The following is an 18,474-nucleotide window of genomic DNA, read 5'->3' as shown; positions in this document are numbered from 1 at the left end:
TGGGAGTGGAGAATGAGACGACTTTGGCTGGCGCTGCCGGCGTTCCTCGGCGCCGCCTGTATTGCCGCCGCCATCGCCATACCGTTGTTCCTGGTGCCCCAGCTGCGGGTGGTGCCCCTCGACCTCGACATCACCTCGGAGGCGACCACCGTGTCCGAGGACGGCTCGACGGGTGATCGTTTTCCGGCGCGGGTCTTCGACCGCTGCTCGGTGAACGAACGCCGCGCGCAGGTCGACGACGCTCATCTCAGTCAGCAGCGCCGGTCGGTGATCGTCGACCCGTCCGACCGCCGCCAGGCGACCCTGCAGTCCGCACAGACCGTGCAGATCGACCGCCTTCGCGATGCCGACGGCGAGGAGACCGAACCCACGATGGCGGCGGCGGACGCAGCCCGCGAGTGCAACGACGGGCTGCTCACCGCGAACATCGACCGGGTGTCGGTGAACCGCAAGAGCTCGGTGCCCAACGGGACGGTCAGCTCGCTGCAGCTCGAGGCCGCACCCGAGGGCGTCAACCCGCAGGACGTGTCCGTGGAGCTGCCCGACCGGCAGGGCTTCCAGTACAAGTTCGGGTTCGATGTGCAGAAGCGTTCCTACCTCTACTACGACACCAACACCCGCCAGGACATCCCGGTCGAGTTCGTCGGGGAGAAGACCATCGACGGCGTCACCGTCTACGAGTTCAGCGGCGAGGTCCCCGAAACCGATGTGTCGAGCCTGCCGAACGCCCAGGGACAGGCCGCGTTGGGCACCATCCTGACCATGCCGGCCAGCTGGTGGGGGATCTCCGGCCGGGGCGTCGAACCACGCGACCAGGTCACCATGCACCGGTATGCGACGGCCACCCGCACCGTGTGGGTGGAGCCCGAGACCGGCACCATCGTCGACGGGATGGAAGACCAGCACCAGTACTTCCGCTCACCCGATCAGAGCGACGACACCCCGGCACCGATCCGCGACTTCCAGATGGATGTGTTGAAAGCCCGGTTCAAGTGGACCGATGAGACCGTCTCCAACCAGGCCGCCCGCGCCGACGACTACATGGGCCAGCTGCGGCTCGGCAACTTCTGGCTGCCGCTGATCCTCGCCGTCGTCGGTGTGGTGCTGCTGGGCGTGTGGGCGCTGATGTGGTGGCGGGGACGCCGCCGCGGCGACCACGACACCACCCCGCCCGCCGACGATCCGGCGACGACCTCGTGGCTGGGTGAGTCGCGCGGTGAGCATTCGCCGACGGTGGCGGCCGATGATGCGGCCGGTGGTGGTGTCGCGGGTGCTGCCGGTGCTGCGGGTGCCGGAGCTGCCGATGGGCGCGCCGGCGGGGCACACGCTGCCGACCCGTGGGATCAGCCGACGGAGCAGATCCCGCGCGTCGAGAGCGCGCCCGACAACGACAGCGCCACGCAGGCGTACACGCCGCCGGACGACGACGAGACGCAGCACTTCCGCCGTCCCCCCTCCGAGTAGACCGACGGCAGATACCTCGGAAAGCCAACATCACCTTGCAACCGACTCAAGGTGGTGTTGTGTGTTCGGGGTATCTGCCGTGGCGCGTGATTCGGTGGAGCCATTCGTCGGCCTGCCGCGTCCAATGGGTATGGACGATCTGCACCGCATCGAACACGCGACAACCCGGCACGAACTACACGCGCGTGGCCACACCGACCACGACATTCACTTGGCACAACGGGCGGGCCACCTCGAGTTGCTCACCCGTGGCCTGCTGATCTCCCCGCAGTACCTGGACGGGAGCCGCGAGCAGCGCCACCGCGAAATCGCCGTCGCGCGTCTGCGGACATCGCGCACCTCCGGCCGCGCGTTGGCCTCGGTGTCGGCCGCGTCGGTGCTCGGTCTGCCGATCTGGGGACTCGCCACGCAGCAGGTGGTCATGGTCGACCCCTCCCGGTCGCCGGGTTCACGCTCCACCGGGGGCATCCGCCTCGTGACCGACAAACGCCCGGCGGCAACGACCGTCGTCGACGGTGGCCTCGTTACAGCCCCGGCCCGCACCGTCATCGACATCGCGCGCAGTTCGAGTCGGATACCCGCGATCGCTGTCGGCGACGCCGCGCTACACGACGGTCTCTGCACCATGAGCGATCTCGAGAACGAACTGGACCTCATCGCGAAGATGTCCGGCGCGGCGCGGGCGCGGCTGGTGGTGTCGCAACTGAATGGGCTGGCCGAATCCGTCCTGGAGTCCCGCAGCCGGATCGAGCTGACCGACCGCGGGATTCGGATGCCGGAACTCCAGATCGACCTGTACGACAGCTGGGGACGTTGGATCGCCCGGGTCGATTTCTACTGGCGCGAGCAACGCACCGTCGGCGAAGCGGACGGCGAGTCGAAGTACGCGGGCGAATCTGGCGTCGCGGTGCTCCGCAAGGAGAAGGGCCGCTCGGACGCCATCGTCGAGGCCGACAACCGCGCGATCCACTGGGGATGGTCCGACGTCGACGACGCCGATGGCCTCGCCGAGCGCGTCCGCCGCCTGCTTGCGCGGCCGGCCGCGTAACCCCTCGACACCCGCAAGCGCAGATACCCCGAAACGACGAATCCACCTTGGGATGGTCCCAAGGTGGATTCGTCGAGAAGGGGTGACGGCCGTGGGCCGTACGTCAGCCGATCAGAAGAACGCCGGCGCGAAGGTGGTGTTCCACGACTGCTTGAAGTCGTTCTGCCAGTAGTCCCACCAGTGCACACCGTCCGGGGTGATGTGGGTGGTGAGCTTGACGCCGGGCACCACGGCGAGGCGGCCGATGTAGAGCTGGCTACTGGTGGAGGCAGCGACCTCGAGCGGAACCATCTGCGCGAACTTGACCGGGTCGAAGTTGGCGCTGGACGGGTTCACCGAGGTGTCGTACTTGCTGCCGACGCCGGTGCCCGACGACACGTACACGTGGTGACCGGCGAGGTTGTTGGCCGACAGGAACGGGTCGTTGGCCGCCCACTGACCGGCGGGCCACACGCCCCACATGTTGACCGGGTTGCCGCCCATCTCGATCACCGAGGCCTGGATGCCCTGGTTGAAGCCCGGCATGGTGACCGTCGGGTAGCCGCTGTAGGAGGCGACCGCCTGGTAGAAGCCCGGGTGACGCGACGCGAGGTTCAGCGCCGAGGTACCCGACATCGACAGACCCGCGACACCGTTACGACGGTTGTCGCTGTTGTGCTTGCGCGCCATGTAGGCCGGCAGCTCGCGGGTCAGGAAGGTCTCCCACTTGTTGACGCCCAGCTTGGGGTCGGTTCGCTCCCAGTCGGTGTAGAAGCTGCCACCGCCGCCGAACGGGATGGCGACGTTGGCGCCCTTGCCGTTCATGTAGCGCGCGACGTCGGTCTCGATGAGCCAGCCGCTGTTGTCGTTCGGGGCACGCAGGCCGTCGAGGAGGTACAGCGTGGGCTTCGGTCCGCCGCCGCCGGCCGAGACAATGCACACCGGCACGCTGCGGTGCATCGCGTTGGAGTAGACGGATTCCACGGTGCATCCGTTGGCCGCGTGGGCTGCGGGCGCGGCGACCGCTGCGGCGCCCGTGGCGGCAACAAGTGCCACGAGTCCGGCGACCAGGCGCTTACGGGCGCGAGTCAGCATTCACAAGTCCTTATCGATCTTGACCTCGAGTCGGGCCAGGTCATTCTCAGGGCGTTCTCACGGGATTCTATGGCGCAAGGGGCCGACGCATACCCGTCGGGAGCGAGTGTAACGGCTCGATAACACTCCGGCAAAGCCAGGAACGCGACGCCCCGGACCTGCGGGGATGCCCCGGCCCGATGCCTCACACGGACGACCTGGGCAAACATCGCAGCGCGCTCGAGACCCGCTCCGCCTGTTCACGAAACCGTCGTTGCGCGTCACCGAGCCGTTATCGGTTTGCTCGATGAACGGTGACACTCAGGTATCGATACGTACGCTGAGCACGATGGAGCTCCGCGAGTACCTGCGCCACGACGCCACCGCCCTGGCCGGCTTCGTCGCCGCGGGCGAGGTCACCGCCGCCGAACTGCTGTCCCTGGCACGACGTCGCGCCGACGATGTCAACCCCGCGCTCAACGCGATCGTTGCGCGTATGGACGCCGCCGCCGACGCCCGGGCCGCCGACCCCACGCTGTCCGGGCCGTTCGCCGGGGTGCCCTTCCTCATCAAGGACCTCGCCCAGGACTATCGCGGCTACCCGACGTCGTTCGGGTCGCGGTCACTGTCGCGTCACGTCGCCACCGACCACTCCACGGTCGTTCGCCGGTTCCTCGACGCCGGGCTGGTGATCTTCGGCAAGACCAACACCCCCGAATTCGGCGCCAAGGGCGTCACCGAACCCGAGTTCTGGGGACCGGCACGCAACCCGTGGCACACCGACTACACGCCCGGCGGGTCGTCGGGCGGATCGGGCGCCGCGGTGGCCGCCGGGATCGTGCCGGCCGCCGGCGCCAACGACGGTGGCGGCTCGATCCGGATACCGGCCGCCTGCAACGGCCTGGTCGGGCTCAAGCCGACCCGAGGGCTCGCGCCGTTCGGCCCGGTCACCGGCGAACCCAAGTTCGGGATGGCGGTGCAGGGCGTGGTGTCGCGCACCGTGCGCGACGCCGCCGCACTCTATGACGCGATCGTCGGCGCCACGGACGGTTCGGTGTACCCCACCCCGGTCCCGCCGACCCCGTTCGCCACCGTCATCGGCTCCCCGCCGGCCCCGCTGCGCATCGGCTACTCGACGGTCTCGGCGATCAACCCGCGCCCGCACCCCGAGGCGATCGCCGCGGTCGACCACGCCGCGACGGTCCTCACCGAACTCGGCCACCACGTGGAGGAGGTGACGCCACCGCAGGACGATGCTGCGCTGGCTCGCGACTTCCTGACCATCTGGTTCGCATCCCTGGCCACCGATGTCGAGGCCACGCGCACCCTCACCGGTGCCACCGACCGCGACTTCGAGGCCGACACCCTCGCGCTCGCCGAACTCGGAAGGTCGGCCGGGGTGGTGGCCGCGCTGGCGGCACTCGACGAGGTCAACAAGCACGTGCTGGCGCTGGCGCAGTTCCACCGCACGCACGATCTGTTCCTCACCCCGACGCTGGCCACCCCGCCGCTCCGGGTGGGTGCCACCACCACACCCCCGCTGCTGCAGAGTGCTTCGCGGGTGATCGCCAAGATTCACGCCGGAAAGCTACTGGCTCGCACCGGTATTCTCGATGACCTCATCGAACAGAGCCTCGGCTGGGTGCCCTACACCCAGCTCGCCAACCTCACCGGACGGCCGGCCATCAGTGTGCCGCTGCACTGGACCGGCGACGGGCTGCCGCTGGGGGTGCAGTTCGTCGGGCGCCTGGGCGCCGACGACACGCTGCTCGCGTTGGCAGCTCAACTCGAACAGGCGTCCCCCTGGGCGCATCGGTACGCCGACATCTCGGTCTGAGCGAGGCGACCCCGGCGGTCGGCGCGCGAGGGCTAAGGTCGATCGAGACGAGGGGAAGAGGAGGGCGTGTGAGCGAGCAGCAGGCCGACGCGGTGGTGGTCGGATCAGGGTTGGCCGGGCTGGTCGCCACCTATGAACTCACCCGCGCCGGACGCAAGGTCGTCGTCGTCGATCAGGAGAATCGCAACAATCTCGGCGGTCAGGCGTTCTGGTCGTTGGGCGGTTTGTTCCTGGTCGACACCCCGGAGCAGCGACGCCTCGGCATCAAGGACTCCGCCGAACTGGCACTGCACGATTGGATGGGGTCGGCCGGGTTCGACCGCGACGACGAGGACTTCTGGCCTCGCCAGTGGGCCCGCGCCTACGTCGACTTCGCATCCACCGAGAAGCGGCAGTATCTGCACGATCTCGGTCTGCGCATCACCCCGATCGTCGGCTGGGCCGAACGTGGCGGCGGATTCGCCGACGGGCACGGCAACTCGGTCCCCCGCTTCCATCTCACCTGGGGCACCGGCCCCGAGGTGGTACGCGTCTTTGCCGAGCCTGTGTTGGAGGCGGAGAAACGCGGATTGGTGGAGTTCCGTTTCCGCCACCGCGTCGACGAGCTCATCGTCGACGACGGGGCCGCCGTCGGCGTGCGCGGTTCGGTCCTGGCGCCCACCGACCTCGATCGCGGGGTGGCATCGCCGCGCCACGTGACCGGCGACTTCGAGATCCGCGCGGGCGCGGTCATCGTCACGACCGGCGGTATCGGCCACAACCACGAACTGATCCGCCAGAACTGGCCGACCGAACGGCTGGGGACCGCACCGGAGACGATGATCTCCGGCGTGCCGGCCTACGTGGACGGCCGCATGCTCGGCATCGCCGAGGATGCCGGTGCCAGCCTGGTCAACCGGGATCGTATGTGGCACTACACCGAAGGCATCCACAACTGGGATCCGATCTGGCCCGATCACGCGATCCGCATCATCCCGGGCCCGTCGTCGCTGTGGCTCGACGCCAACGGAAATCGACTGGCACCGCCCAATTTCCCCGGCTTCGACACCAATTCGACGATGAAGGCAATCCTCGCCACCGGCCACGACTACTCGTGGTTCATCCTCACCCAGAGCATCATCGAGAAAGAGTTCGCGCTGTCGGGCTCGGAGCAGAACCCCGACATCACAAGCAAGGACCTCAAGTTCGCCGCCAAGAGCCGGCTCGCGAAGGGGGCGCCGGGCCCGGTGGCCGCCTTCACCGAGCACGGGGTCGACTTCGTGGTGCGCGACAATCTCCCCGACCTGGTGGCCGGGATGAACGCGATCAACCGGGGACCCGAACTCGACCTGCAGCATCTCGAGCGGGTCATCTCCGCCCGCGACGCGCAGATCGACAACAAGTTCGGCAAGGACGCCCAGTTGATGGCGATCACCAACGCCCGACAGTACTTGGGCGACAAGCTGGTCCGCGTGGCCAAACCTCACCGACTTCTCGATCCCGCACACGGCCCGCTGATCGCCGTCCGGCTCAACATCCTGACCCGAAAAACGTTGGGCGGATTGGAGACCAACCTGGATTCGCAGGTCATGCGGCCCGATGGCACCGCTTTCGACGGACTGTTCGCCGCCGGTGAGGTCGCCGGATTCGGCGGTGGCGGCGTGCACGGCTACAACGCCCTGGAGGGCACCTTCCTGGGCGGCTGCATCTTCTCCGGACGTGCCGCCGGGCGGGCGGTCGCGCGCGGCTGACCCTCCGATGCGCCCGGTCGCGGTGGGCTACAGTGTGTCCCGTGCCGATCCCCCAGACGATCCTGACGCGGAAGACCACCTCGGCGCTGTTTCTGGTCCTCACCATCGACGACGGCGGCGAAGACGCGGTCCGGGAGGTGCTGGGTGACCTACCCACGCTGACGCGGGCGGTCTCCTCGCGCGCGCCCGAGGCGGCGCTGGCCGCGATCGCGTCGATCGGTTCGGCCGCCTGGGACCGGCTGTTCGACGGGCCGCGCCCGCGCTCGCTGCGGCCGTTCGTCGTCTACCAGGGCGGGGTACACACGGCCCCGGCCACGCCGGCCGATCTGCTCGTGCACATCAAGGCCGACCGGATGGACCTGTGTTTCGAGGTCGGCCGACTGGTGACCGACGCGCTCGGCGACGCCGTCACCGTGGTCGACGAGGTACACGGCTTCCGCTACTTCGACCTGCGCGACATCATCGGCTTCGTCGACGGCACCGAGAACCCGGTCGGACAGGCCGCGATCGACGCGATCACCGTCGGCGACGAGGACCCGGCGTTCGCCGGTGGCAGCTACGTGGCCATCCAGCGCTACGTCACCGACCTCGAGGCGTGGAACGCGCTGAGTGTTCCCGAGCAGGAAGACGCGATCGGCCGCACCAAGTTCGACAACGTCGAAATGGACGACGACGTGAAACCGACGAACTCGCACATCGCGCTGAACGTGGTCACCGGCGCCGACGGCGAGGAGATCGACGTCGTGCGGGACAACATGCCCTACGGCGACGCCTCCGGCTCCGGGGAACGCGGCACCTTCTACATCGCCTACTCCGCGGGTCCCGACGTGACCGAAGAAATGCTGCGCAAGATGTTCATCGGTGATCCGCCCGGCAACTACGACCGGTTGCTCGACTTCACCACCGCGGTGACCGGTTCGCAGTTCTTCACCCCGACCATCGATTTCCTCGAGGACTTGCCGGACCCGCCGACTGAGCCCGCCGAGGAGGTCGACGGCGACACCGCTACCTCCCCTGATGATCGAGTAGCCACGAGCGAGCGCAGCGAGCCCGTGGCACCCACCGACGGCTCCCTCGGCATCGGCTCTCTGCACTGATTCATCCGATCACCCATCCGGCCACCCACGCTCCCAGGAGGCAGCATGAACAACCTGCATCGCGAACTCGCACCCATCTCCGCGGCCGCATGGGCCGAGATCGAGGAGGAGGCCACCCGCTCGTTCAAACGCAACAGCGCCGCGCGGCGCCTCGTCGACGTCAACGGCCCGCTCGGCCTGGACATCGCCTCGGTCACCCTGGGGCATCGCAGCAAGATCGATCCGCCGGCCGACGGCATCGTCGCCCATCAGCGGCAGGCTCAGCCGCTGGTGGAGTTGAAGGTGCCGTTCACCGTCAGCCGCGAGGCCATCGACGACGTCGACCGGGGAGCTCAGGATTCCGATTGGGACCCGGTGCGCGATGCCGCGGCCGAGTTGGCCAGGGCCGAGGACCGGGCGATCTTCGAGGGGTACCCGGCCGGCGGAATCACCGGCATCCGGCCGGCTGCGTCGGCAACCCCGATTCCCCTGCCGGCCGACGTGCGCGACTACGCCGAGGCGCTGTCGCAGGCCACGACCGCATTGCGGCTCGCCTCGGTAGAGGGCCCGTACTCGCTGGCGCTGTCCAAGGACGTGTACACGCTGGTCAACGAGACCTCCAACCACGGTGTCCCCATCCGCGACCATCTACAGCGACTGCTCGTCGGTGGCGGCGACATCGTGTGGGCGCCCGCCATTTCCGGCGCGTTCCTGCTCAGCACCCGGGGCGGTGACTTCGAGATGAGCATCGGTCAGGACGTGTCCATCGGCTACGACCACCACGACGCCGACACCGTGACCCTGTACTTCCAGGAGTCCTTCACCTATCTCACCTACACCCCGGAAGCGGTCGTCCCGTTCACCTACGCGGAGTGACCGGTGGTCCGCACTTGATCACATCGCGCCCTTAATCACATCGCGCACCGTCGGAGTGAATTGCTAGCGTCTACCAAGTGATTGCGCGATGCTGAGCCGCCTCATCCGGACATATCTCACAAACTACCGCGGGTACCTGACAGCTGTGGTCGCCCTTCAGTTCGTCGCCACCGCGGCGATGCTGTATCTGCCCACGCTCAACGCCGACATCATCGACAAGGGCGTGGCCGAGGGCGACACCGACTACATCCTGCGTATCGGCGGGTGGATGCTGGTGGTCAGTGTGGTGCAGGTGATCTGCACGATCGCCGCCCAGTACTTCGGCGCGCGCACCGCGCTCGGCGTCGGCCGCGACATTCGCCACGACCTCCTTCATCGGGTCAACACCTTCTCCGCGCGGGAGGTGGGCCGGTTCGGTGCACCGTCGCTGATCACCCGCACCACAAACGACGTGCAACAGGTGCAGCTGCTGGTGGTGATGAGCACCGCGATCCTGGTGATGGCACCCATCATGTGCATCGGCGGCATCGCGATGGGCATCCGCGTGGCGCCGGGACTCTCGTGGCTGCTCGCGATCGCCGTCCCCATCCTCGGCCTCACCATGGCCTTGATCATCGCGCGGATGATCCCCGGCTTCCGGGCCATGCAGGAACGGATCGACGCCGTCAACCGGGTGCTGCGCGAGCAGATCACCGGTATCCGGGTGGTGCGGGCATTCGTCCGGGAACGCCACGAGATCGATCGTTTCGGGCGCGCCAACGATCATCTGGCCGACGCCACTTTGCGGGTCGGTCGGCTGATGGCGCTGATGTTCCCGCTGGTCATGCTGATCACCAACGTCACCATCGTCGCGGTCATCTGGTTCGGTGGGCATGCGGTGTCCGACGGGTCGGTGGAGATCGGCGCACTGACGGCGATGATGAGCTACGCCATGCAGATCATGATGTCGGTGATGATGGCGTCGTTCCTGGCGATGATGGCGCCGCGCGCCACCGTCTGCGCCGAGCGGATCTGGGAGGTGCTCGACACCGACACCTCGGTGGTCTCCCCCACCGACCCGGTCGGATTCGCCACCGAGCCGTCCACCGTCGAGTTCCGCGGTGCAGAGTTCCGTTACCCCGGCGCCGACGACCCGGTGCTGCGCGACATCGGCTTCCGAGTCGAGAAGGGCACCACCACCGCGATCGTCGGTTCCACCGGGTCGGGCAAGACCACGGTGCTCGGCCTGATCCCACGACTCATCGACGTCACCGCGGGCGCGGTCCTCGTCGGCGGCACCGACGTGCGACGCCTCGACCCCGATCAGCTGCGCTCGGCCATCGGCCTGGTCCCCCAACGCCCGTACCTGTTCTCCGGCACCATCGCCTCCAACATCCGGCACGGCAAACCCGACGCCACCGATGAGGAGATCTGGGAGGCACTGCGGATCGCGCAGGCCGACGATTTCGTGGCGCGCATGCCCGACGGCCTCGACACCACCGTCGCCCAGGGCGGCACGACCGTCTCCGGCGGCCAGCGCCAACGGCTGGCCATCGCGCGGGCATTGATTCGACGCCCTTCGGTGTTCCTGTTCGACGACTCGTTCTCCGCACTCGATCTGTCCACCGATGCCCGGTTGCGTGCCGCACTGCGCCCGGCCACCCGGGACGCCGCGGTGATCGTGGTGGCCCAACGCATCTCGACCATCGTCGACGCCGATCAGATCGTGGTGCTCAACCGCGGTCGGATCGTCGGGCTCGGACGCCACGACGATCTCGTGGAGAATTGCGAGACCTACGCCGAGATCGTCGAATCCCAGCTCGCCATCCAGGACGCGTCATGACCCGGCCCGGCGGTGCGGGGCGACCGGGCGGCGGCGCGGTCGGTCCTCCGATGATGGCCGGCCCGGCCGAAAAGGCACGCTCGTTCGGTCCCTCCATCAAACGACTCATCCGCCTGCTGCTCGCCTACCGGGCGTTCACGGTGACCGTGTTGGCCTCCATCGTCATCTCGGTGATCCTGTCTGCGGTCGCGCCACGCGTCCTCGGCCACGCCACCGACCTGGTGTTCGACGGTGTCATCGGCACGACCCTGCCCGACGGACTCACCAAAGAGCAGGCCGTCGCCGGTCTGCGCGAACAAGGCCAGAACACCTTCGCCGACATGGTGTCGTCGATGGACGTCACGCCCGGTGTGGGCGTCGACTTCACCGCGGTGGGTCAGGTCCTGCTGATCGTGCTGGTGCTCTACGTGTTGTCGTCGGCGCTGGCGTGGCTGGCGGCCTACCTGCTGAACATCGTCGTGGTGGGCACCATCCGACGCCTGCGCGCCGATGTGGAGCAGAAGGTCCACCGGTTGCCCTTGAGCTACTACGACAAGGCCGCGCGCGGTGACCTGCTCAGCCGTGTCACCAACGACCTCGACAACCTGTCGCAGAGCCTGCAGCAGACCATCGCGCAGTTCCTGAACTCGGTGCTGATGGTGATCGCGCTGTTGGCGATGATGATCTGGATCTCGCCGCTGCTGGCGCTTATCGCGGTGCTCACCGTTCCATTGGCCTTCATCGCGACCGCGCAGATCGCGAAACGATCCAAACCGCATTTCATGGCCCAGTGGTCGTCGACCGGCAAGCTCAACGCCCAGGTCGAGGAGGCGTTCACCGGCCACGAACTGGTCAAGGCCTTTGGACGCCAATCCGAGATCGAGTCGACCTTCGACGAGCGCAACCAGAAGCTCTTCGAGTCGAGTTGGCGCGCCCAGTTCATCTCCGGGATCATCATGCCGACCATCATGTTCCTGGGGAACCTGAACTATGTGGCGGTCGCCGTGGTGGGCGGACTGCGGGTGGCGTCGGGTTCGCTGAGCCTCGGCGAGGTGCAGGCCTTCATCCAGTACTCGCGCCAGTTCACCCAGCCACTCACCCAGATCGGGTCGATGTTCAACCTGATGCAGAGCGGGGTGGCGTCGGCCGAGCGCATCTTCGACGTCCTCGACGCCGACGAGGAGACCCCGGACCCCGTCGATGCCCAGACGCCAGTCGACGGGCACGGCCTGATCGAGTTCGACGACGTCTCGTTCCGGTATGTCGCCGACCGGCCACTCATCGAGAACCTCTCGCTGGTGGCGCAGCCCGGACACATGGTGGCCATCGTGGGGCCCACCGGCGCGGGGAAGACGACGCTGGTGAACCTCATCATGCGCTTCTACGACGTCGACTCCGGAGCCATCGAGGTCGACGGCGTCGACTCTCGCCGGATGACCCGCGACGACCTACGGGAACGCACCGGCATGGTGTTGCAGGACTCGTGGCTGTTCGGCGGCACCATCTACGAGAACATCGCCTACGGCGATCCCACCGCGAGCCGTGCGGAGGTCATCGAGGCAGCCGAACTCAGCCACGTCGATCACTTCGTCCGCACCCTGCCCGACGGCTACGAGACCGTCATCGACGAAGAGGGCGGTGGCGTCAGCGCAGGTGAGCGACAGTTGATCACCATCGCCCGCGCCTTCCTGGCCAAGCCGACGATCCTCATCCTCGACGAGGCGACCAGTTCGGTGGACACCCGCACCGAATTGCTGATCCAGCAGGCGATGGCCAACCTTCGCACCGATCGCACGAGTTTCGTCATCGCGCACCGACTCTCCACCGTGCGCGACGCCGACGTGATCGTGGTGATGGAAGACGGCCACATCGTGGAGCAGGGCAGCCACGACGAACTGCTCGCCGCTCGCGGCGCCTACTGCCGGCTCTACAACAGTCAGTTCGCCGGTCCGCTCGAGGACGAGGTCCTCGAGGATGACTCCGTTGTCCGATAGGCGGTCGAGCCGCGGGGCCCGCCGACGCAGGGGTCGACGATGCGCCTGCTGACACCGCAGCATCCGGCGCGCCTGGTCGCCATCGGATTCGCCCTCGCGGTGGCGGTGGGCACCGTGTTGCTGATGTTGCCGATCGCCACCGAGAGCGGCGACTCGGCCCCACCGGTGACCGCGCTGTTCACCGCGACCTCGGCGGTGTGCGTGACCGGGCTTGTCGTGGTCGACACCGGCTCGTACTGGTCGACCTTCGGTGAGCTGGTCATCCTCGCCCTCATCCAGGTCGGCGGTCTGGGCATCATGACCCTCGCGTCACTACTCGGATTGCTCGTCGCCCGCCGGATGGGCTTGCGGATGCAACTCGTCGCGCAGGCCGAGACCAAATCCCTACGCCTCGGCGAGAGCAAACGGGTCGTCGTCGGCGTCATCGCGCTCAGCCTGGCGGTGGAGGCGGTCATCGCCGCAGTGCTCACCGGCCGGTTTCTGACCGGATACGACGAGAGCTTCGGACGAGCCCTGTATCTCGGGATCTTCCATTCGGTCTCGGCGTACAACAACGCCGGGTTCTCGTTGTATCCCGACAGCTTGGTCCCCTTCGCCACCGATCTGTGGATCATCGCACCCATCGTCGTCGGGTTCGTCTTCGGCGGCCTGGGATTCCCTGTCATGTTCGAGGCCGGCCGACACCTACTGCACTGGCTGCGCCGTGCCGAAGAGCGCATCACCGGATGGTCGCTGCACACCAAGATCACCGTGTGGACCTACGCCGGCCTCGCGCTGCTGGGGGCGGTGTCCATCACGGCCATCGAATGGTCCAATGCCGCCACGCTCGGGCCGCTGGACGGTGTGGGCAAGCTGGTGACCGGCGTGTTCGCCGGGCTGTCGCCGCGTACCGCAGGTTTCAACTCGATCGACGTGGGCGCGATGCATCCGTCGTCCCTGTTGATCACCGACATGCTGATGTTCGTCGGCGGCGGCAGCGCCGGCACCGCCGGCGGCATCAAGGTCACCACCTTCGCACTGCTGGCCTTCGTGGTGATCGCCGAAGTGCGCGGTGAACCGAGCGTGCACGTGGTGGGTCGCAAACTCGCACCGGCGGTGCAGCGCCAGGCCATCACGGTGGTGCTACTCGGCGCCGGCGCGGTGATCGTCGGCACTCTGGCGATCATGCTGATGACCGAATATCGGTTGGAAGTCGTGATGTTCGAGGTGGTCTCCGCATTCGCGACGGTCGGCCTGTCCACCGGCATCACCGCCGACCTGCCCGCCGGCGCACAGGTGCTGCTCGTAGTGTTGATGTTCATCGGCCGGCTCGGACCGATCACACTCGCCACCGCACTCGCCCTGCGTGAACGCACCCGCCGGTACGAGTACCCAGAGGAAAGGCCGATCGTTGGCTAACAGCAAGACTCGACACGGAACCCGCGTGGCCGTCATCGGCCTCGGACGGTTCGGCACATCGCTGGCGCGCGAACTGGTCAAGCAGGGTTCCGAAGTACTCGGCATCGACGCAGACCCGCGCAATGTCCAACGGTGCGCCGACGATCTGACGCACACGGCGGTCGCCGACACCACCGACCGCGAGGCCCTCGATCAGCTCGGTGTACCCGAATTCCGACTCGCTGTGGTCGGCATCGGCTCCGACCTGGAGTCCAGCATCCTGACCACATCGCTGTTGGCCGACTTCCGAATTCCGCGGATCTGGGCGAAGGCCACCAGCCGCCAGCACGGGCGCATCCTCGAACGGGTCGGCGCCCACAATGTGGTGCTGCCCGAACACGACATGGGCGAGCGCGTCGCACATCTGGTGACCGGCCGGATGCTGGACTTCATCCAGTTCGACGAGGATTTCGCGATGGTCAAGACACTCGCGCCGTCGGCGATCACCGGAAAGACGTTGTCGGCGAGCCGATTGCGCACCAAATTCGACATCACCGTGGTCGCCATCAAGCGTCCCGGCGCCGAATTCACCTATGCGACCGAGGACAGTGCGGTTTCGGCGGGTGACATGCTGGTGGTGGCCGGGCGCACCGCCGAAGTGGAGAGGTTCGCCGATCTGGCGTGACCCGACAGTTCAGTCCGAGTGGCCGTGCCCCGGTTCCAACGCGCCGGCGATCCGCCGTTCGAGTTGCTGCGCTGCGGCCGGCGGCACCACGATCAGACCCTCGAGTTCGTCGCGCGCCTTGCGATAGGCGGCCTGACGCTCGGCCGCAGTCGCCCCGGCGTCAGCGGCCACCGCCACCAGCCGACGGGCCCGTTCCAGGCGCTCTCGTTCGAACGGGGTGAAGTCGGACTGTCGGCGGCGGCGCGCCTCCCGCTCGGCGGCGTCGAAGGCGGTCGCGTAGTCGCTCACGGCATCGCGGTACTCCGCGAAGGCCGCGGGTTCCAGCAGTTCATCGGGATCGGCCGGCCGCAGATCATCGGCACGCACCTTGGCGCGGTGAAACGCCAGGGTCAACGGCTCGCGCAGATCGGTCATCATCGGGTACTCGATGAGGGTGGCGAGGTCGAGTTCGTAGCCGAACCAGCGATCGTTCACGTCGTCGTGCCGGGCGAGGGCCTTGGCGATGGCGGCGGTGCTCATCTGGGTGATCCGCAGTTCCTCGGCCCGCGACGACGCCCTGATCCGCTCGAGTTCGATCTTGTCGCGGCGACGCTTCTCGTTGTATGCGGCAATTCGGGCGGCCCAGCCCCCGACGACACCGCCGATCGGGAAGATCAGCCACCAGAAATCGCCGATGGAGCCCATGAAGCCACCCACGGTTCAATGCTACCGACCGCCCGTGACCCGCGATCCGTAGTACGAACCGGCGAAATCCGCCCGGTTCGTACTACAGATCCGGGATCGGCAGATCCAGGTTCGGAGTGACGATTCCGCCGTCGACCTCGATGATCTTGCCGGTCAGATACGACCCGGCCGGCGAGGCGAGGAACAGCGCGGCGGCTGCCACGTCCTCCGGCTCGCCGAGCCGGTGCAGCGGCGTGGCCGACTCTATCTGGGTGCGCATGTTCTCGTCGTCGGCGACCACATCGAGGGCCGACGTCAGGATCGCACCCGGCGCTATACCGTTGACCCGGATCTTCGGGTTGAGATCCATCGCGATGAGTCGGGTGTATTGGGCCAGTGCACCTTTGGCCGTCCCGTAGGCCGCGTAGGCACGGCCGGGGGCCCGCCCCACTGTCGAGGTGATGTTGATGACCGCGCCGCCGTCGGCGTTGTCGAGCATATGTGGGACCGCCGCCAGGATCAGCGCGTGTGCGTTGGTGACGTTGAAGTCGAAGGCCTGCGTCAGATGTCGGGGCTTGGTGTCCAGCAGCGGCCGCGGCATGGCGCCGCCGACGTTGTTGACCACGATGTCGAGCCGGCCGAACTCGTCGACCGCGGTGTTCGCGAGGCCCGCGGCGGTGTCCGTGTCGGACAGGTCGGCCGCGACCACCAGGGCGCGCCGGCCGACCTCGCGGATGCGGGCGGCCACCTTGTCGAGTTCGACTTCGCTGCGTGCCGAGATCACCACGTCGGCACCTGCCTCGGCGAAGGCGACCGCGATCGCGGCCCCCAGGCCACGCCCGGCGCCCGTCACGACCGCCACCTTGTCTTCGATACGGAATCTGTCGAGGATCACGCCCTCGAGGATGCCATCGCAGACGTAGAATTGGAACACGTTCTACCTATGATCTCGAATCGCGCCCATCGTGATCATCTCGTGACACGCATTCTCTGGCACACTGGGCAACGCCGACGTGATGCATTGCTGCCAGCTGGTTGCGACTCTCGTAGGGCGCTCTTCTTCGGACGTGAAGTCCGTGGCGCCGGCTTACACAGAAAGCACCGAGGCACACACCCATGCCGGACACCAACGGCTCTACTCTTCCCCGCAACAGCATCGTCAGTTCCTACACAGAGCTGGTTGCCGAAGTGCGGCAATCCGGCCTCCTCGACCGGCAACGCGGGTTCTACGTGCGGAGGATCGTACTATTGGTCGCGGCGTTCGCCGGTACCTGGGGAGCCGTGATCGCGATTGGCGACTCGTGGTGGCAGCTGGCGCCGGCGGCCCTTCTGGCTGTTGTCAGTACTCAATTCGGATTCCTGGGCCATGACGGCGCGCACAGACAGATATTCTCCTCGGCGAGCGCCAACGAATGGACTGCCCGAATAGTCGCCGGGGCCTTTGCCGGCTTGTCATTGCACTGGTGGCGCGCCAAACACAATCGTCATCACAAGGCCCCCAACAAGATCGGGGTCGATCCGGATATCGAACCGGGCCCGCTGGCATTCGTTCCCGCGGACGCGACGGGCCGATCCGGGTTCTATCAATGGTTTACCCACCGACAAGGATGGTTGTTCTTCCCATTGGTGACGCTCGAGGGCGTCGCCCTGCACGTTCACAGCATCCGCGGGCTGCTCGGCGGAGCTCCGGTCGCGCACCGGTCGGTGGAACTCGGTTTGATCACGACCCGATTGGCAATCGGTACCGTGGCGCCGTTTCTCGTGATGTCGCCGATTATCGCCATCGTCTTCACCATCACTCATCTCGCCGCGTTCGGAGTCCTCCTCGGCTGCTCCTTCGCTCCCAATCACAAGGGGATGCCGCTGGTTCCGCGGGACGTGCAGGTGGATTTCCTCCGTCGGCAGGTCCTGATGTCGCGCAACATCCGCGGAGGGCGATTGACCGACTTCATGATGGGCGGCCTCAACTACCAAATCGAGCACCACTTGTTCCCCAGCATGCCCAGGCCGCACCTGGCGAAAGTCCAGCCTCTCGTGCGTGCGCACTGCGCTCGTCACGGCGTCACCTACACTGAGACGACACTGATCGAGTCATATGGGATCGTCATCCGCTACCTCAACCAGGCAGGACTCGGCGAACGGGATCCGTTCACGTGCCCGCTTGTCAACTTGTACCGATGATCGCACGGCCGACGTCGTCACAAACGACAACCATCCCATCCGCAGGTCTGCCACTCGAGATCACACCTGACCGCACCCACCTTCTGAACGGATTGACATGAGCGACAACGCCAACCTCTTCTCGCACGCTGCTGAGACCACCGACGCCCCCGACGCCACGTCGACAGCGACCACCGACCTCGTGTTCTCCGCAACAGATCACCCTCACACAACCGGCGAGTGCGTCGGTGAGTAGTCGGGCGACACCTCCTACTCTCGGTCCGACGCGCCTGCACCTCGGGTGGGACCTCAGCGCTCCCGTCGGCGGAGCGTGGCTGCCCTATACCGCGCAGATCTCCGATGAGCTTGCCGGTCTGCAAACATCGGGGTACGAGCGACTCGGCAAGATCTCGTCGATCCGCGTCAATTGGCGAAGCCTGGCACACTACCCGGGTCTCGATGCGGAAAGCGCTCCCGATGAGTTGCCGCTGATGTCTGTCTGCGGCGAACGCGCATCGGTGACTCTGCTGGTCATCCCGGCGCGGACCTCGTCGACCCTCGCCGCGGCATTGCTACGGCAGGCCGGGGCCGCACGGGATGAGCTCATCTCGGAGCACACCGCCAAGTATCGGGAAGCGCGCCAGATCCTGTCCCGTGCCGCGGCGCAGTGTCGAGATGGCGCCGCGACACCTCGCTGAGGTGAACCGCGC

Annotated in this window: 15 protein-coding genes; 12 read left to right on the top strand and 3 right to left on the bottom strand. The window is 67.1% G+C overall.

From position 1 onward, the window contains the following. Positions 1 to 12 precede the first annotated feature (12 nt). Positions 13 to 1,464, top strand: coding sequence for a DUF3068 domain-containing protein (locus VX037_RS21215; protein ID WP_266060673.1), 1,452 nt, complete (start codon positions 13 to 15; stop codon positions 1,462 to 1,464). Between the two features lie 61 nt (positions 1,465 to 1,525). Continuing rightward, positions 1,526 to 2,512: a hypothetical protein gene (locus tag VX037_RS21210; protein WP_266060672.1), complete on the top strand. Its 987-nt coding sequence runs from the start codon at positions 1,526 to 1,528 to the stop codon at positions 2,510 to 2,512. A gap of 111 nt (positions 2,513 to 2,623) precedes the next feature. On the opposite strand, the gene VX037_RS21205 is transcribed toward VX037_RS21210, so the two are convergent. Continuing rightward, entirely contained in the window at positions 2,624 to 3,586 is a 963-nt protein-coding gene (locus VX037_RS21205) for an alpha/beta hydrolase (RefSeq protein ID WP_266060670.1), read from the bottom strand. 328 nt (positions 3,587 to 3,914) lie between these two features. Here VX037_RS21205 and VX037_RS21200 point away from each other — a divergent pair, with 328 nt between their 5' ends. The 8 genes from VX037_RS21200 (at position 3,915) to VX037_RS21165 (ending at position 14,941) form a co-directional block, all read left to right on the top strand. Further along, complete coding sequence (locus VX037_RS21200) at positions 3,915 to 5,402, top strand: amidase (protein ID WP_328715813.1); 1,488 nt, start codon at positions 3,915 to 3,917, stop codon at positions 5,400 to 5,402. A gap of 68 nt (positions 5,403 to 5,470) precedes the next feature. Beyond that, on the top strand, positions 5,471 to 7,132 hold the full coding sequence (locus tag VX037_RS21195; protein ID WP_328715812.1) for an FAD-binding dehydrogenase: 1,662 nt from the start codon (positions 5,471 to 5,473) through the stop codon (positions 7,130 to 7,132). 41 nt (positions 7,133 to 7,173) lie between these two features. Continuing rightward, positions 7,174 to 8,229 carry a Dyp-type peroxidase gene (locus tag VX037_RS21190; RefSeq protein WP_328715811.1) on the top strand — a complete coding sequence of 352 codons (1,056 nt, stop codon included), beginning with the start codon at positions 7,174 to 7,176 and terminating at the stop codon, positions 8,227 to 8,229. Between the two features lie 45 nt (positions 8,230 to 8,274). Then, on the top strand, positions 8,275 to 9,084 hold the full coding sequence (locus tag VX037_RS21185; RefSeq protein ID WP_328715809.1) for a family 1 encapsulin nanocompartment shell protein: 810 nt from the start codon (positions 8,275 to 8,277) through the stop codon (positions 9,082 to 9,084). Positions 9,085 to 9,172: 88 nt separating this feature from the next. Next, positions 9,173 to 10,906, top strand: a complete 1,734-nt coding sequence (locus tag VX037_RS21180) for an ABC transporter ATP-binding protein (RefSeq protein WP_235722919.1) — start codon at positions 9,173 to 9,175, stop codon at positions 10,904 to 10,906. Further along, positions 10,903 to 12,879: an ABC transporter ATP-binding protein gene (locus VX037_RS21175; protein WP_328715808.1), complete on the top strand. Its 1,977-nt coding sequence runs from the start codon at positions 10,903 to 10,905 to the stop codon at positions 12,877 to 12,879. Before VX037_RS21180 ends, VX037_RS21175 begins: the two co-directional genes overlap by 4 nt. 39 nt (positions 12,880 to 12,918) lie before the next feature. Further along, positions 12,919 to 14,277, top strand: a complete 1,359-nt coding sequence (locus VX037_RS21170) for a TrkH family potassium uptake protein (protein ID WP_266060662.1) — start codon at positions 12,919 to 12,921, stop codon at positions 14,275 to 14,277. Between the two features lie 25 nt (positions 14,278 to 14,302). Beyond that, complete coding sequence (locus VX037_RS21165) at positions 14,303 to 14,941, top strand: potassium channel family protein (RefSeq protein WP_266060660.1); 639 nt, start codon at positions 14,303 to 14,305, stop codon at positions 14,939 to 14,941. Positions 14,942 to 14,950: 9 nt separating this feature from the next. Here the strand turns inward: VX037_RS21165 and VX037_RS21160 are convergent, their stop codons facing one another. Both VX037_RS21160 and VX037_RS21155 read right to left on the bottom strand, forming a co-directional pair. After that, on the bottom strand, positions 14,951 to 15,637 hold the full coding sequence (locus tag VX037_RS21160; protein ID WP_372512339.1) for a hypothetical protein: 687 nt from the start codon (positions 15,635 to 15,637) through the stop codon (positions 14,951 to 14,953). A gap of 70 nt (positions 15,638 to 15,707) precedes the next feature. Beyond that, positions 15,708 to 16,499: an SDR family oxidoreductase gene (locus VX037_RS21155; RefSeq protein WP_235723045.1), complete on the bottom strand. Its 792-nt coding sequence runs from the start codon at positions 16,497 to 16,499 to the stop codon at positions 15,708 to 15,710. A 221-nt stretch (positions 16,500 to 16,720) separates the two neighbouring features. On the opposite strand from VX037_RS21155, the gene VX037_RS21150 reads away from it, so the two are divergent. Together VX037_RS21150 and VX037_RS21145 are read left to right on the top strand one after the other, a co-directional pair. Continuing rightward, positions 16,721 to 17,785, top strand: a complete 1,065-nt coding sequence (locus VX037_RS21150) for a fatty acid desaturase family protein (protein WP_328715806.1) — start codon at positions 16,721 to 16,723, stop codon at positions 17,783 to 17,785. A 227-nt stretch (positions 17,786 to 18,012) separates the two neighbouring features. Further along, positions 18,013 to 18,462: a DUF5994 family protein gene (locus tag VX037_RS21145; protein WP_235722924.1), complete on the top strand. Its 450-nt coding sequence runs from the start codon at positions 18,013 to 18,015 to the stop codon at positions 18,460 to 18,462. Positions 18,463 to 18,474 lie beyond the last annotated feature (12 nt).

Origin of the sequence: Gordonia sp. Z-3 (genome assembly GCF_036233855.1) — a bacterium.
GTDB lineage: Bacteria > Actinomycetota > Actinomycetes > Mycobacteriales > Mycobacteriaceae > Gordonia > Gordonia tangerina.
The sequence above is the reverse complement of the archived record's forward strand: the minus strand, read 5'-3'. Positions and strand labels throughout refer to the sequence as shown.

What these genes read in the sequence shown, in the direction of transcription:
- VX037_RS21180 (WP_235722919.1), top strand. Translation starts at nt 9,173, where the DNA reads ATGCTGAGCCGCCTCATCCGGACATATCTCACAAACTACCGCGGGTAC.
- VX037_RS21185 (WP_328715809.1), top strand. Translation starts at nt 8,275, where the DNA reads ATGAACAACCTGCATCGCGAACTCGCACCCATCTCCGCGGCCGCATGG.
- VX037_RS21205 (WP_266060670.1), bottom strand. Translation starts at nt 3,586, where the DNA reads ATGCTGACTCGCGCCCGTAAGCGCCTGGTCGCCGGACTCGTGGCACTT.
- VX037_RS21170 (WP_266060662.1), top strand. Translation starts at nt 12,919, where the DNA reads ATGCGCCTGCTGACACCGCAGCATCCGGCGCGCCTGGTCGCCATCGGA.
- VX037_RS21200 (WP_328715813.1), top strand. Translation starts at nt 3,915, where the DNA reads ATGGAGCTCCGCGAGTACCTGCGCCACGACGCCACCGCCCTGGCCGGC.
- VX037_RS21175 (WP_328715808.1), top strand. Translation starts at nt 10,903, where the DNA reads ATGACCCGGCCCGGCGGTGCGGGGCGACCGGGCGGCGGCGCGGTCGGT.
- VX037_RS21150 (WP_328715806.1), top strand. Translation starts at nt 16,721, where the DNA reads ATGCCGGACACCAACGGCTCTACTCTTCCCCGCAACAGCATCGTCAGT.
- VX037_RS21215 (WP_266060673.1), top strand. Translation starts at nt 13, where the DNA reads ATGAGACGACTTTGGCTGGCGCTGCCGGCGTTCCTCGGCGCCGCCTGT.